The organism is Christiangramia echinicola DSM 19838 (genome assembly GCF_000423065.1).
In the GTDB taxonomy this organism is placed as follows: Bacteria; Bacteroidota; Bacteroidia; order Flavobacteriales; family Flavobacteriaceae; genus Christiangramia; species Christiangramia echinicola.
Genome location: NZ_AUHG01000012.1, coordinates 401,284 through 415,943, shown reverse-complemented (window position 1 = coordinate 415,943; position 14,660 = coordinate 401,284). Strand labels below are relative to the sequence as shown.

The following is a 14,660-nucleotide window of genomic DNA, read 5'->3' as shown; positions in this document are numbered from 1 at the left end:
CATTACACTAAAGTTTTTATTAAAGAGTAATTCATTTTTTGAATCTCAACAACTTCCTCCAAAATTGGATCCACCAAATTCTGAGAAGTAAGTTTTAATTTATAAGCTAAAGTTAATTGAGTAAAAAGTTCATAGGAAGAACCGCTGGCAATACTTAAAAAGTTTCTGAATTCACCTTTCGTATTTCTCCCGGCCCCTTCAGCTATATTAGAAGCAATAGAAACAGCACTTCTTCGAATCTGGCTGGTTAAGCCAAATTTTTCAGAAGAAGGAAAACCGGAACTCAAGACATAAATCTCTTCAGCAACTTTCATCGCTTTGTTCCAAACTTTTAAATCTTCTAATTTGTGCATTTCTAAATACTCTTTACTCAATACTAACTACTAATTACGTAGCGGTTTCCCCTTTTTCAGCATATGCTGAAGACGCTCCAGGGTTTTTCTTTCTCCTGTAAGCGATAGGAATGCTTCTCGTTCCAGTTCTAATAAATATTGTTCACTTACCAACTGATTCGATGATAGATCACCACCGGCCATTACATAAGCTAGTTTGTTCGCGATCTTCTTATCATGTTCGCTGATATATTTTCCTGCAGCCATCTGGTCTGTTCCCACTAAGAAAGCACCCAATGCCTGTTTACCAAGAACTTTAATATCCTTACGTGCAATAGGTTGAGTATATCCGTTTTCGGCAATTAGCAAAGCATGTTTCTTAGCGATCGCCAATTGTCTATCTGGATTTACTACCACTATATCTTTTCCTTTCTGAAGTAGGTTCAGGTCATAAGCTTCATAAGCTGAAGTAGATACCTTTGCCATTCCTATAGTAAGGAAGTTTTCCCTTAGTCGGTTTAGCTCTACATCATCTTTCTGAAAAGTATCTGCAGCTCTAACCGTCATTTCTTTGGTTCCACCACCACCGGGGATCACACCAACACCAAATTCTACTAATCCGATGTAGGTTTCAGCAGCAGCAACAACCATATCTGCATGTAAAGACATTTCACATCCACCACCAAGTGTCATCGCATGTGGTGCAGCAACAGTTGGAATAGAGGAGTAGCGCATTCTCATCATGGTGTCCTGGAAGTATTTGATCGCCATGTTCAGCTCTTCATATTCCTGCTCCACAGCCATCATAAAGATCATCCCGATATTTGCCCCTACAGAGAAGTTTTTACCGTTATTGGCCACAACCAGTCCCTGATAGTCTTTTTCAGCAATATCTATGGCTTTATTAATACCGTCAAGAACATCACCACCAATAGAATTCATTTTACTTCTGAATTCTACATTCAGGATTCCATCGCCAAGATCTTCGACAACTACGCCGCTGTTCTTGAAGACTTCCTTAGATTCCCTGATATTGTCCAGAATTATAAATGCATCCTGACCAGGAACTTTGGTTTGTTTTTTATCGTCTAAATTATAATAGTAGGTATTTCCTTCTTTAACGGTGTAGAAACTGTCGCTTCCACTTTCCAGCATTTCAGTAACCCATGCAGCAGGTTCGTAACCCTGCTCTTTCATCATTTCGATACCTTTCTGAACTCCAATCGCATCCCAGATCTGGAATGGACCGTGTTCCCAACCGAAACCGGCTTTCATGGCATCGTCTATCTTATAAAGTTCATCTGAAATTTCTGGTATACGATTCGATACATATGCGAAAAGTGCCGAGAAAGTCTTTCTGTAGAATTCTCCGGCTTTATCTTTTCCATTTACCAGCACCTCAAAACGATCGGCAACATTGTCGATTGTTTTTGTCATTTCCAGTGTTGCAAAGGAAGCTTTCTTCTGATCGCGATATTCTAAGGTATCCAGATCTAAAGATTTGATCTCACTTGAACCGTCTTCTTTCTTTATTTTCTTATAGAATCCCTGTCCTGTTTTACTACCTAACCATTTGTTCTCCATCATGGTGTTGATGAAATCGGGCAGAGCAAACAGATCGTGCTGCTCATCATTAGGTACATTTTCATGTAGACCATTTGCAACGTGAACTAGAGTATCTAATCCAACAACATCAACAGTTCTAAAGGTTGCCGATTTCTGGCGCCCAATTACAGGACCGGTAAGCTTATCAACCTCTTCTATGGTCATTCCCATATCCTTTACCATATGGAAAAGACTCATAATAGAAAAAATCCCGATTCTGTTACCTATAAATGCAGGAGTGTCTTTTGCCAGAACTGCCTTTTTCCCTAGGAATTTCTCGCCGTACATCTCAAGGAACTCAAGAACATCATTTGAAGTTTCCTTTCCAGGAATGATCTCAAATAACCTCAAATATCTTGGTGGGTTAAAGAAGTGCGTTCCGCAGAAATGTTTCTTGAAATCATCACTACGACCTTCGGTCATAAAATTAATTGGAATACCAGAAGTATTTGAAGTGATCAAAGTTCCTGACTTTCTGTGCTTCTCAAGGTTTTCAAAAACCTGTTTTTTAATATCAAGACGTTCAACAACCACCTCAATGATCCAGTCTACCTCAGAAACTTTTGAAATATCATCTTCCAGGTTTCCTGTTGTGATTCTATTCACAAAATCTTTATGGTAAATAGGAGAGGGCTTAGATTTTACAGAATCCTGAAGTGAATCGTTCACAATTCTATTACGAACAACTTTATCATCCAGGCTCAGGCCTTTTTTCTTTTCCTTTTCGTTAAGTTCACGAGGAACTATGTCCAGAAGTAAGACTTCTACGCCAATATTAGCGAAATGGCAAGCGATACCGCTACCCATAATTCCGGATCCTACAACTGCAACTTTATTAATCCTTCTTTTCATTTTCTGGTTTTTATTATTTTATCTGATACTTATTTCTTCGGTATATATTTTCTTTTCGCTTATTAGTTCCAGTATGGTATTAGCTACTTCTATAAAGGTCTTCAGATCTTTATCTGAAACATTTTCCTTAACGGCTTCATCAAACCTTAGAACAACCCGTTTTGAATAGTCTCTCATCTCTTTCCCGAATTCGGTTAAATAGATAAGTACACTACGACCGTCATTAGGATTCTTTTTCCTGATGATAAGGCCTTTTTCCTCCATAGTTTTGAGAATCCTGGAAAGACTGGTGGCTTCCATTCCCATTTTAGGGCCAAGCGAAGTAGATGGGGTACCGTCCTCAGGATCTATACTTAATAGGGCAAATCCTGTAGCCATTGTGCTTCCTGCTTTTCCGGCTTCCTCATTATACATTTTTGAGACGGCCATCCAGGTTGCACGTAAAACATAATCAATCGTTTTTTCTTTCATCTGGATTTTGAATGAATCCAAAGTTAGGAAAAAATATTATGCATGCATAATAAAATACGTTTAAAAATATTAATATACTGAATTAACGGACCAAATAATCTTAAAACAAAAAAACTCCTCTGGTTAGGAGGAGTTTTTTTTATCATATTCTTAATGGCAATTTAAAATCTACCATATAGTTTTTCGTAAAGATCGGAATATCGATCTCTAATAATTCGTCTTTTAAGTTTCATAGTAGGAGTAAGGTGACCTTCATCTATAGACCAGGTATCTGGAGTAAGCTCAAAAGTTTTTACTCTTTCCCATTTACCAAATTTCTGATTATAGAAATCTACCTCTTCCTGTATACGTTCTTTAACCAATTTATTATTTGCTATATCTGTTTCTGTTCCCTTACCAAGATCAATATTTTTTCTATTCGCCCAGTCTGTAATAAATTCGAAATTTGGCTGTATTAAAGCTGAAGGCATTTTTTCTCCATCTCCAACTACCATGATCTGTTCTATGAATCTAGATTGTTTCATGATATTCTCTATTAACTGAGGAGCCACATATTTACCTCCAGAAGTTTTGAACATTTCTTTTTTCCTGTCGGTGATCTTAAGAAATCCATCTTTATCTATTTCACCTATATCACCGGTATGGAAGAAACCATCGTCCTTTAGAACCTCTCTTGTTTTCTCCTCATCCTTATAATAACCTTTCATGATGTTTGGCCCTTTAGCCATGATCTCTCCATCTTCAGCTATTTTAACCTCTACATTATCTAAAACCTTACCTACAGTTCCTATTTTAAAGCCATGGTTACGTTGATCGTTCACTGCAATAACCGGAGATGTTTCAGTAAGACCATACCCTTCCATAACAGGAATTTCTGCAGCAGCGAAAATACGAGCCAGCCTCGGTTGTAAGGCGGCACTACCTGAAACTATAAGTTCTATATTACCTCCCAGACCTTCTTTCCATTTAGAGAAAATAATTTTTCTGGCCAGATTTAATTTTGTTTCATACCACCATCCGTTAGCTCCGTATGGTTCATATTCCAGACCTAATTCTACAGCCCAGAAGAAAAGGTTTTTCTTTATACCATCAAGGGCTGTTCCTTTCGCAATAATCTTGTCATAAACCTTTTCAAGTAACCTGGGAACAGCTGAAATTACGTGTGGTTTCACCTCTTTTAGGTTGTCACTTATCTTATCTATAGATTCGGCAAAATAAATAGAAACCGAATAGTATTGATATAGATATAGAATCATGCGCTCAAAGATGTGACACACCGGTAAAAAGCTCAAGGCTACATAAGTTCCAGGCTCAAATGGTACGCGTGGTGCGCTCCCCAGTACATCGCTTACAATATTATCGTGCGTAAGCATCACACCTTTTGGTTTACCTGTAGTTCCAGAGGTATATATTAAGGTGGCAAGGTCATCTGGTTTAACCGCTGCCTTTGCTTTCTCTACTTCATCTTGATTTCCTTTGTCCTCACCGTCTTTCAGAATTTCAGTCCAGTTTTTACACCCTGTAATTTCGTCGAAGCTATATACCTCTTTGAGTTGTGTAGTTGACTTAATACGGTTAACCTTATCAAGAACTTCCTGGTCTGACACAAAGCAGTAGATTGCCTCGCTGTGATTTAAAACATATGCGTAATCCTCTTCAGAAATCGTAGGATAAATTGGCACGTTCTGAGCACCAAGCTGAAGGATACCAATATCCATGACATTCCATTCTGTCCGGTTCGAAGTTGATATTACTGCGATCTTATCATTAGGCTTTATACCTAATCTTAAAAGTCCCCGGCTTATCGCATTGGCTTGATCTATATATTGTTGAGTAGAAAGAGTTTTCCATTCGTTACCATATTTCGTGGCTAGTGCTTCCTCTAAAGGGAATTTTTCTAACTGATAATAAGGGAAATCAAAGAGTCGTTTTATTTCATTCATCAAGTTGGACAGTTTAGTAATGTGCTGTGCAAAATAGCAAAAAAGGGGGCTACTTCAAATTGATAATGCAAAAAAGAAGGGATGTTTTTAACATCCCTTTAATTTTATTCATAAAAATATCTGCTTACTGCTTCTTTTCCAGCCATTTTCTGGCATTAACGAATCCTTCTATCCACGGAGAAACTTCGTCTTTTCTTCCTTCTGGATAATGTGCCCAGTTCCATTGAAAGGTAGAACGCTCTAAATGTGGCATCATTACCAGGTGTCTACCAGAATCGTCGGTTAGAACTGCAGTATTATAATGTGAGCCGTTAGGGTTTGCGGGGTATCCTTCATAACCATATTTCCCAACAATATTATATTTCTCTTCTTCATAAGGGAAGCTGAATTTTCCTTCTCCGTGTGCTGCCCATATTCCTAATTTAGAACCTGCAAGTGTTGAAAGCATCACAGAATTATTTTGCTGTATCTCTACTGAAGTGAAATTACATTCAAATTTGTGTGATTCATTATGAAGCATTTTCGGCTTCTGATCATGATCTGGATTAATTAGTCCAAGTTCTATAAATAACTGGCAACCGTTACAAACCCCTAATGATAATGTATCTTTTCTAGCGAAAAATTTGTCAAGAGCCTCTTTAGCTCTTTCATTATATAAGAAAGCTCCGGCCCAACCTTTGGCACTTCCCAATACATCTGAATTAGAGAATCCACCAACTGCCGCTATAAACTGAATATCTTCCAGGGTTTCTCTTCCAGCAATAAGATCGGTCATATGAACGTCTTTCACATCAAATCCCCCTAAATACATGGCTCTGGCCATTTCTCTTTCAGAATTTGATCCTTTTTCACGTATGATCGCAGCTTTGATCTTCGGTTTTGATGAATCTAGCTTTGGTAATTTTCCCGTGAAATGTTCAGGTAACTTGAATTCCAGAGGCTGCTCCTTATAATTATGATAGCGTTCCGTTGCTTTGTCAATTCCGCTTTGACGCTCATCAAGAAGGAAAGATGTCTTATACCAGGTGTCTCTTAATTCTGAAATATCAAAACTTAGATCTGTACCTGAACTTTTAATATTTAATTTATCTCCATTAGTTGCTTTACCAATATTGAAAAATTCAATCTTCTTTTCATTCAAAAATTCTTCAACTGAATTGTCTTTAGCCTGAAATACTATTCCGCAGTTTTCATTGAAAAGAAGTTTTATAATGTCTTTTTCGTCTAATGCAGATAGGTTTAGATCTGCACCAAGTTTTAAATCTGCAAAGCACATTTCCAGAAGGGTTGTGATCAATCCACCCGAAGCCACATCATGACCGGCAAGAATAAGATCTTTTTTAATCAATTCCTGAATAGCGTTGAAAGTCTCGGCAAATTTTTTATCATCCTTTATGGTTGGGACTTCACTACCAACTTTATTTAGAATTTGTGAAAAAGAAGAACCACCAAGTTTAAATTTATCCTGAGAAAGGTTGATATAGTAAATATCACCGCCATCCTTTTGAAGTACCGGTTCAACTACTTTGGTTATATCATTACAATGTGCAGCAGCTGAAATGATCACCGTTCCGGGAGAGATCACTTCACCGTCTTTATATCGCTGTTTCATGGAAAGTGAATCCTTTCCTGTAGGAACATTTATTCCAAGTGAAATGGCAAATTTCGAAATACCTTCTACGGCTTCATACAATCTGGCATCTTCACCTTCATTGTTACAAGGCCACATCCAGTTAGCCGAAAGTGAAATAGATTTCAAACCTTTTTCTACGGGAGCCCAAACAAGGTTAGATAAAGATTCGGCAATAGAATTCTTTGAACCAGCAACAGGATCTACCAAGGCAGAAATAGGGGAGTGGCCAATAGAGGTTGCCACACCTTCTTTTCCTTTATAATCCAGAGCCATAACTCCGCAGTTATTCAATGGTAATTGTAGGGGGCCAGCAGTCTGCTGTTTGGCAACCCTTCCAGTTACACAGCGGTCTACCTTATTGGTTAACCAGTCTTTACAGGCTACAGCTTCTAATTGCAGAACCTGGTTAAGGTAATCATGGATCTTAGAAGTTTGATAGCTTAGGTCTTCATAACTTCTTTTAATCGTTTTATCGGTCATTACCGTTTTAGGAGAACTGCCAAACATATCTGAAAGTTCAAGATCCATCGGCTTCTGTCCCGATTTTTCCCCTTCAAAAGTGAATCGATAGTCACCCGTCACATTTCCTACTTCATACATTGGCGATCTTTCACGATCTGCCACTCTTTTTAGTTGGGCTATTTCGGCTTCACCTATTACCAACCCCATTCTTTCCTGGGATTCATTGCCTATAATTTCTTTTGCTGAAAGGGTAGGATCTCCAATTGGTAAGGCGTCCAGATCTATTTTTCCGCCTTTTTCCTCTACAAGTTCACTAAGACAGTTAAGATGCCCGCCGGCACCATGATCGTGAATAGATACTATTGGATTTCTATCAAGCTCTACCATTCCGCGAACAGCATTGGCCGCACGTTTCTGCATTTCTGGATTTGATCGTTGAATTGCATTCAATTCTATACCACTGCTAAATGCACCAGTATCTGCAGATGATACAGCAGCTCCACCCATTCCAATTCTATAATTCTCACCGCCAAGAACAACAATTTTATCTCCTTTATTTGGGACGTCTTTCAGGGCCTGGTTCTCTTTTCCATATCCAATACCACCGGCAAGCATGATCACCTTGTCATAGGCAAGAGAGCGATCATGTTCTGAGTGCTCAAAAGTAAGAACTGAACCCGAGATCAAGGGCTGCCCGAATTTATTTCCAAAATCTGAAGCTCCGTTAGAAGCTTTTATAAGAATATCCATTGGAGTCTGGTACAACCAGTCTCTCTCTTTCATTCCGTTTTCCCATTTACGATCTTTTTCCAATCGGGAATAAGATGTCATATATACTGCAGTTCCTGCAAGTGGGAGTGAACCTTTACCACCGGCAAGTCTGTCGCGAATTTCACCACCACTACCGGTTGCAGCTCCGTTAAACGGTTCTACGGTAGTAGGGAAATTATGGGTTTCGGCTTTTAAAGAAATTACCGAATCAAAATCTTTAACCTGGTAATATTCAGGAATATCTGGAGCCTTAGGTGCAAATTGTTCTACCCTTGGACCTTTTACGAAGGCAACGTTATCTTTATAAGCCGAAACTATTTCATTCGGGTTTTCTTCGGAAGTCTTTCTAATTAATTTGAATAAGGATTCAGATTTTTCTTCTCCATCTATCACAAAAGTTCCATTGAAGATCTTGTGGCGACAATGTTCAGAATTCACCTGAGAAAACCCAAATACTTCAGAGTCTGTCAATTTCCTACCTAATTTATCTGCTAATCCTTGCAGGTAGGCTACTTCCTCAGAATTCAGGGCCAGACCCTCCTGTTTGTTATAAGCTTCAATATCATCAACCTCAATGATCTGGGCAGGATTAATATGAATATCAAAAATATCCTGATCCAGCGCCTCATATTTTTGAGATAGCATGGGATCAAAATCATGAAAATGCTCATCTACTCTTAAAAACTCTTCGATTCTAATTAGGCCATGTATGCCCATGTTCTGGGTAATTTCAACTGCATTGGTACTCCAGGGAGTGATCATGGCGGCACGGGGACCAACAAAAAAATCTGCCAGAGCAGATTTATGTATTTGTTGCGTATTTCCGAAAAGCCAGTTGAGTTTAGAAATTTCCTGAGCTGAAAGTTCTGAGTGTGTTTCCACAGCAAAGATCTTGGTTGTTTGGTTTCCGAAGAAAAGGATCATTTAGGTTGTGTTTGTGTTGTTTTTCAAAGGCACAAATTTACTTTTTTATACCTAATCATTAAAATTAATACCCTGAATAATTCTTTGAAGTCTTTTACCTGAATTTAGAATGCTATAAGGTTTTATTTCTTTAGAAATAATTATTAACTCAAAACGTTGAAAAATAAATATTTAACGATTAAAGCATTCTAGTAAATTAAGTTATTTCTTACCTTAATATCATCAATCAATATTGTTATGGATCTAAAATTACACTTCATTCTTTTAATGGGATTACTAACTTCATTTTTAAGTGTATCCTGTTCTTTAAATGGTGATTCTCCAGGTACCACTGATATAGTGGATATTCGGATTAATCATTTTCGTCAAACCGCTGTAGGTGAGGGCCAGTGTCTGGTATATCTCGTGCAGGAAGGAGGCGAGATTGGAGCAAATAACTGGCACTTTTTTTATGATGAAATTGAAGGTTTCGATTATGAGCTTGGATATATTTATACAATTAAAGCGAGAAAGATCAATATCGAAAATCCACCTGCAGATGGTTCCTCGATAAAATATGTATTGGTAAGCGTAAGTTCTAAAGAAAGGGTTCAGAATGGTAAAACCTTTGATATTCACTTAAAATCTTATAATGAAAATTTCGTGACTCAATCTGAAAACGAATTTTTTCTACTCAATCAATATAAAATTGACTGCAGTAGTATGTGCGAAACACTTACAGAAGAATTAAATACAAAAGAAAAAGTCACAGGAACCTTTATTCACGGTCCAGACGAAAGTCTTCTTCTGCAAAGTATTACAAACTAAGCTGAATTCCAGATTTTGAACTAGTCTGGTCGCTTTATGATTTTTCAAGAGCGGCCATGTAAAAGCCATCGTAACCGCTTTCACTGGAAAGAATACTTTTCTCGCGTAATAATTTAAAATCTTTACCTGCTTCGGTTTTCAAGAATTTTTGAACTTGTTTTTGGTTCTCTGAAGGTAGAACAGAACAGGTTGCATAAACCAATTTTCCGCCTTTCTTCACGATCTTAGAATACTGCTCTAAAATTTCGAGCTGAGTATTTCTGATCTTGTCCAGGAAATCTGGTTGTAACTTCCATTTAGCATCTGGATTTCGACTTAATACACCAAGACCACTACAAGGTGCGTCTATAAGAACACGATCTGCAGAATTATATAGTTTCTTGATGACTTTTGTAGAATCTATACTTCTAGTTTCCACGTTATGGGCACCAGCACGCTTAGCTCTTCGTTTTAATTCCTTAAGCTTATTTCCGTAGATGTCAAGGGCAATGATCTGTCCTTTATTTTCCATTAATGCAGCTAGATGCAAGGTTTTTCCTCCTGCACCAGCACAAGTATCTACTACACGCATACCCGGCTGAACATCCATGAATTCTGCCACTCGCTGTGAGCTAGCATCCTGAACTTCAAAAAGGCCATCTTTAAAGGCATTAGTTCTGAATATATTAGCACGTTGCTTTAATTCCAGGGCTTCTGGATAATTTCTAAGGTCGGTAGTTTCAATTCCTTCTTCACTCAGCTTTACCGCAAGCTCCTTCGGTGTAGTCTTCAACTTATTAGCTCTTATAACTACTGGAGCCTGGCTATTTAACGCACTTAATTCCTTGGTCCACACTTTATCTCCAAGTTCCTCTTCACCAAGCTTGTCCATCCAGTCTGGGATAGATTCCCTGAATTTTCTAATTCTACTTAGTTCATCAAACTTTCCTTTTATACGTCTCTCGGGAGTCTTTTCGAATTGAGGCCAGTCAGGAATCTGGACTCCTCTAAGCACGCACCAAACAGCTAACATTCTAAAGAGATCTTCCCTTTTAAAAGGCTCCTTAACTTCAGCAATTTCAGCGTAAAGTCTTTTCCATCGAACAATGTCATAAGTAGTTTCTGCAATAAAGCTTCTATCACGCGATCCCCATCGTTTATCCCTTTTCAAGGTTTTCTCTATAACCTTATCGGCATAACTTCCTTCATTAAAAATTTCGGCTAAAGCATCAATAGTAGCAAAAACAAGATTCCTGTGTAGGCGCATAAATATTCTTTAAGGCGGCAAAGTTACGGTTTTTTGAAACGGATTAATTTATATTTGATCCAAATTCTAAAATTGAAAGTCAATAAGGAATATTTGGTAAAAAGCCATTACCAATCAAATTGATCAACCATTAATGAAGGCTATATTATAATATTTTAAAGATGAAAAAATTATGTTTTTTACTGATTTTACTGTCATTTGCCTGTAAAAGCGATAAGGAAAATTCGGTAGAGGAAAGTGCTCAAACAGAACCAAGGGAATTCACATCTGTAGAAACAGAAGTTATACTTGAAAATGATTCACTTAGTATACGAGCAATAGAGATCATGGGTAGTAGCCTGGCCTTTGCTGCGAATAATGGAACCTATGGACTATTCAATTCATCGAATAATACCTGGAAGATCAATACTCAGAAATTCGATACAATTAGTCCTGAATTCAGGGCTGTCGCCAGTACTTCGAATGACTTTTTCATGCTTAGCGTAGCCAATCCTGCACTATTATATAAAACCGGAGATAACGGTGAAATGGAACTTGTATATATGGAAGAGAATGAAAAGGTTTTTTATGATTCCATGATTTTCTGGAATGATAAGGAAGGTATAGCAATGGGCGATCCAACCGATGGCTGTATTTCTATGATCATAACCAGAAATGGCGGTAATAGCTGGAAAAAAGTTGATTGTAAAGATCTACCCGAAGCGGCTGAAGGAGAAGCTGCATTTGCTGCCAGTAATTCTAATATCTCGATTAAAGGTGATCATACATGGATACTTACTGGAGGAATGAAATCAAGAATATTATATTCAGCAGATAAAGGGAAGAACTGGGAAGTATTTGATACTCCTTTGCTTCAGGGAGAAGCGACAACCGGAGGATATAGTGTAGATTTTTATGATGCTAAGAAAGGCGTAATTATTGGGGGAGATTATACCAATCCTGAAGGCAATTCTGGTAATAAAGCAATTACTAATGACGGTGGGAAATCCTGGCAATTAATTGCGGAAGGTAAAGATCCTGGTTATAAAAGTGCTATACGATTTGTGCCAGATTCTAAAGGTGAAGGCCTTGTTGCTACAGGTTTTACAGGAATCCATTATAGTAAGGACTCAGGTGAAAACTGGGAAAAGCTTTCAGACGAAGGATTTTATACCTTGAGATTTATAAACGACAGTGTAGCATATGCAGCGGGAAAGGGCAGGATTGCAAAATTGAAATTCCAATAAAAAAATAAACCGGTAGAGATTATTTACCGGTTTATTTAACTAACTAACCAAAAAACTAAACGTGAATAGAAGTCTATTCACTACTATTAGCGTCTTTCTGCTCTCGTTTAGAGCGATATTCTTTTATTAATTTTTTATGAAACTCATCTTCAAGTTTATGAAGCTTGATGATATCTTTTGCTGAAATGATCTGTTTCAGGTCCTTAAAAAGTTGCTTCTTTATCTTGTATTCCTCACTCTCTACATTAAGAAATTCATCAATAAGATCTTCAGCCTCATTTTCAGAAATGCATTCTACATTTTTTAAGTCTATATGCTCACGCTTGTGTAGATCACGCCTTTCTTTCTCGTACTTATTATAGATGGGCCAGAACTTCTCTGCAATTTTCTCATTTAAATTAAGCTCCTGAGTAAAGTAGGCGACCTTAAGAGCTTTAATACGTTCTCTATGAGCTTCTTTATCTTTATCCTGCGCCATAGAAGGTAAAGCGGTCAGGAAAATACAGAATATTAAAATTAGTTTTTTCATATCATTCAAGTATAAAGGCCGGGTCTTCTAAATTTTCATCGATATATTCAAAAACAGCATCAGAATTTACAGAATTGAAATCCTCTTCCTGAACCAGCTGACCACCGTTAAATATAAAATCTGAATATTCTGAGGAGTTCAAATCAATATAACCCATCTCATAACCTTCATCAATATAGTTTTCCATGGCCGAAAGTTCTATATCATCCCAGCCTATGTTTTGATTTGAACCAGATTTAAAGAAATCACCTAACAACAATGCAAATAATGCAATTACTGCAGCAGCATAGAAAATATACTCTTTCTTAAAAAGACTTATAACACGAGGTTTCTGTTGATTTGTTCTGGAGGTAATTGTTTCTTCCAGCGTATCAAAATAACCGTCTGGAACTTTAAATCCACTCCCAGTTGATTTTAATTCAACAGACTCTTGCATATTAAAATTATCCAGCATCTTGTCTTCAAGATTCCCGAAGTAATCTTCAGGGACCTTGAATCCAGATATGTGTGAATATTTTGGTCTATTGGTTTTCATCAATTCTTTGACAGTGTTTTTAAGTAAAGGTTTAATTCGTTTTTAAATATTCCTCTATTTTTTTAGAAGCAATGTGGTAGGAGGCTTTTAAAGCGCCCTCACTTGTTTCTAGTATTTCAGACATTTCGCGATATTTCAATTCCTCAAAGTATTTCATATTGAAAACCTGCTGTTGCTTCTCAGGAAGTGTTGAAATTGCCTTTTGTAATTTTAGTTTTATCTCGTCACCTTCAAAATAAACATCACTTTGAAGGTTGTCTATAATCTGATCTTTTAATTCTTCAGAAGTGATTTGCAATCTTCGAGCCTTTTTATTCAAAAAGGTAATCGCTTCATTTGTGGCTATACGGTACATCCAGCTATATAGCTTGCTATCTCCTTTGAACTTATCAATATTTCTGAAGATCTTTACAAAAGTATTCTGAAGAACATCATCTGTGTCATCGTGACTCTTTACCATATTTCGAATATGCCAATAGAGCCTTTCCTTATAAAGAGATATAAGTTCCCTGAAAGCTTCCTGTGAAGTGGAGCTGTTCTGCAATTTTTTTACAAATTGTTCTTCGGAATTTGGCAGCACAGGGTGAATAGCTTTTTCTTTTGCGTAAAGGTATTGAAAACAATAAAGTTTCCTAAGTCAATTTTCAACTTGATTTATGTAGGATAATATAGGCGAATTCAAGGAATAACATCGATAAAAGACATAAAAAACAGATAAAAAGCTATTTTTACTTGTTTGAATAGTTTTTATTCTTATCTTTATACTATCAAAATGATTTAATCTTTTTTTGCCCCAAACAAAATTGAGTTGAGTCGCATTATTTTTACTTGCCCCAAAGTGAAAATAATTTTAATAAAAAATGGATGATACCTACATATATCATCCATTTTTTTATTTTATTATTTCTGGTAAGAATCATTTAAAAAGTTAAATCTTATGAAACGTATTAGTAGTCTGGCAATTTTATTCATGCTTTGTTTTTCAAATCCTGTTGTGGCTCAACATACTGAAGATATTGAGGTAGGTGACCTTTTAAGAATTGAAGCTTCGGAAAATTATCAGTATTCTCACTTACAATTTCCAAGGCCTAATTTTATTATTAAAAGGGGAGGAGTGGCGAATTATAAGAAACTCGATGGAATTTTAGTTGAGATAACTGAAGTTAATCAAGTTGAAAATGGTAATACAATCATTAAAATAAAAAGGAAGGATGGCAAAAAGTTCTTCGGAAGTTTTTCAGTTTTAAAAGCAAATTATGACCAGGCTTTAGCAGCGCAAGAAATATCTCAAGTAAAAAAAAGCCCGAAGTAAACCGGGCTTTTA

At 37.0% G+C, this 14,660-nt stretch carries 12 protein-coding genes; 3 read left to right on the top strand and 9 right to left on the bottom strand.

Features of this window, described 5'->3' with window-relative positions:
• Nucleotides 1-2 precede the first annotated feature (2 nt).
• From G530_RS0111230 to purL, 5 genes are all read right to left on the bottom strand, one after another.
• Nucleotides 3-353 carry a four helix bundle protein gene (locus G530_RS0111230; protein WP_026934631.1) on the bottom strand — a complete coding sequence of 117 codons (351 nt, stop codon included), beginning with the start codon at nt 351-353 and terminating at the stop codon, nt 3-5.
• Nucleotides 354-383: 30 nt separating this feature from the next.
• Nucleotides 384-2,789, bottom strand: coding sequence for a 3-hydroxyacyl-CoA dehydrogenase/enoyl-CoA hydratase family protein (locus G530_RS0111225; protein WP_026934630.1), 2,406 nt, complete (start codon nt 2,787-2,789; stop codon nt 384-386).
• Between the two features lie 18 nt (nt 2,790-2,807).
• Nucleotides 2,808-3,260 (bottom strand): MarR family winged helix-turn-helix transcriptional regulator, encoded by a 453-nt coding sequence (locus tag G530_RS0111220; RefSeq protein WP_026934629.1) that lies wholly within the window; start codon nt 3,258-3,260, stop codon nt 2,808-2,810.
• A gap of 161 nt (nt 3,261-3,421) precedes the next feature.
• The gene (locus tag G530_RS0111215; RefSeq protein WP_026934628.1) at nt 3,422-5,203 is read right to left on the bottom strand and encodes an AMP-dependent synthetase/ligase; all 1,782 of its coding nucleotides are present in this window, start codon (nt 5,201-5,203) and stop codon (nt 3,422-3,424) included.
• Between the two features lie 124 nt (nt 5,204-5,327).
• The gene (gene purL, locus G530_RS0111210) at nt 5,328-8,993 is read right to left on the bottom strand and encodes a phosphoribosylformylglycinamidine synthase (RefSeq protein WP_026934627.1); all 3,666 of its coding nucleotides are present in this window, start codon (nt 8,991-8,993) and stop codon (nt 5,328-5,330) included.
• A gap of 237 nt (nt 8,994-9,230) precedes the next feature.
• Between purL and G530_RS0111205 the strand changes: the two genes are divergently transcribed.
• Nucleotides 9,231-9,800 (top strand): DUF4377 domain-containing protein, encoded by a 570-nt coding sequence (locus tag G530_RS0111205; protein WP_084519457.1) that lies wholly within the window; start codon nt 9,231-9,233, stop codon nt 9,798-9,800.
• Nucleotides 9,801-9,834: 34 nt separating this feature from the next.
• Here the strand turns inward: G530_RS0111205 and G530_RS0111200 are convergent, their stop codons facing one another.
• On the bottom strand, nt 9,835-11,046 hold the full coding sequence (locus G530_RS0111200; protein ID WP_026934625.1) for an RsmB/NOP family class I SAM-dependent RNA methyltransferase: 1,212 nt from the start codon (nt 11,044-11,046) through the stop codon (nt 9,835-9,837).
• A 161-nt stretch (nt 11,047-11,207) separates the two neighbouring features.
• Between G530_RS0111200 and G530_RS0111195 the strand changes: the two genes are divergently transcribed.
• The gene (locus G530_RS0111195; protein WP_026934624.1) at nt 11,208-12,272 is read left to right on the top strand and encodes a WD40/YVTN/BNR-like repeat-containing protein; all 1,065 of its coding nucleotides are present in this window, start codon (nt 11,208-11,210) and stop codon (nt 12,270-12,272) included.
• 73 nt (nt 12,273-12,345) lie between these two features.
• On the opposite strand, the gene G530_RS0111190 is transcribed toward G530_RS0111195, so the two are convergent.
• From G530_RS0111190 to G530_RS0111180, 3 genes are read right to left on the bottom strand one after another with little or no spacing between them, the layout of a single operon-like run.
• The gene (locus G530_RS0111190) at nt 12,346-12,801 is read right to left on the bottom strand and encodes a hypothetical protein (RefSeq protein ID WP_026934623.1); all 456 of its coding nucleotides are present in this window, start codon (nt 12,799-12,801) and stop codon (nt 12,346-12,348) included.
• A 1-nt stretch (nt 12,802) separates the two neighbouring features.
• Nucleotides 12,803-13,336: a hypothetical protein gene (locus G530_RS0111185; RefSeq protein ID WP_026934622.1), complete on the bottom strand. Its 534-nt coding sequence runs from the start codon at nt 13,334-13,336 to the stop codon at nt 12,803-12,805.
• A 31-nt stretch (nt 13,337-13,367) separates the two neighbouring features.
• Nucleotides 13,368-13,880 (bottom strand): RNA polymerase sigma factor, encoded by a 513-nt coding sequence (locus tag G530_RS0111180; RefSeq protein WP_422678747.1) that lies wholly within the window; start codon nt 13,878-13,880, stop codon nt 13,368-13,370.
• Nucleotides 13,881-14,273: 393 nt separating this feature from the next.
• On the opposite strand from G530_RS0111180, the gene G530_RS0111175 reads away from it, so the two are divergent.
• Nucleotides 14,274-14,648 (top strand): hypothetical protein, encoded by a 375-nt coding sequence (locus tag G530_RS0111175; protein WP_026934620.1) that lies wholly within the window; start codon nt 14,274-14,276, stop codon nt 14,646-14,648.
• Nucleotides 14,649-14,660: the final 12 nt, after the last annotated feature.

Coding starts and splice junctions, on each gene's coding strand:
- G530_RS0111230 (WP_026934631.1), bottom strand. CDS start 353: ATGCACAAATTAGAAGATTTAAAAGTTTGGAACAAAGCGATGAAAGTT.
- G530_RS0111225 (WP_026934630.1), bottom strand. CDS start 2,789: ATGAAAAGAAGGATTAATAAAGTTGCAGTTGTAGGATCCGGAATTATG.
- G530_RS0111220 (WP_026934629.1), bottom strand. CDS start 3,260: ATGAAAGAAAAAACGATTGATTATGTTTTACGTGCAACCTGGATGGCC.
- G530_RS0111215 (WP_026934628.1), bottom strand. CDS start 5,203: ATGAATGAAATAAAACGACTCTTTGATTTCCCTTATTATCAGTTAGAA.
- purL (WP_026934627.1), bottom strand. CDS start 8,993: ATGATCCTTTTCTTCGGAAACCAAACAACCAAGATCTTTGCTGTGGAA.
- G530_RS0111205 (WP_084519457.1), top strand. CDS start 9,231: ATGGATCTAAAATTACACTTCATTCTTTTAATGGGATTACTAACTTCA.
- G530_RS0111200 (WP_026934625.1), bottom strand. CDS start 11,046: ATGCGCCTACACAGGAATCTTGTTTTTGCTACTATTGATGCTTTAGCC.
- G530_RS0111195 (WP_026934624.1), top strand. CDS start 11,208: ATGAAAAAATTATGTTTTTTACTGATTTTACTGTCATTTGCCTGTAAA.
- G530_RS0111190 (WP_026934623.1), bottom strand. CDS start 12,801: ATGAAAAAACTAATTTTAATATTCTGTATTTTCCTGACCGCTTTACCT.
- G530_RS0111185 (WP_026934622.1), bottom strand. CDS start 13,336: ATGAAAACCAATAGACCAAAATATTCACACATATCTGGATTCAAGGTC.
- G530_RS0111175 (WP_026934620.1), top strand. CDS start 14,274: ATGAAACGTATTAGTAGTCTGGCAATTTTATTCATGCTTTGTTTTTCA.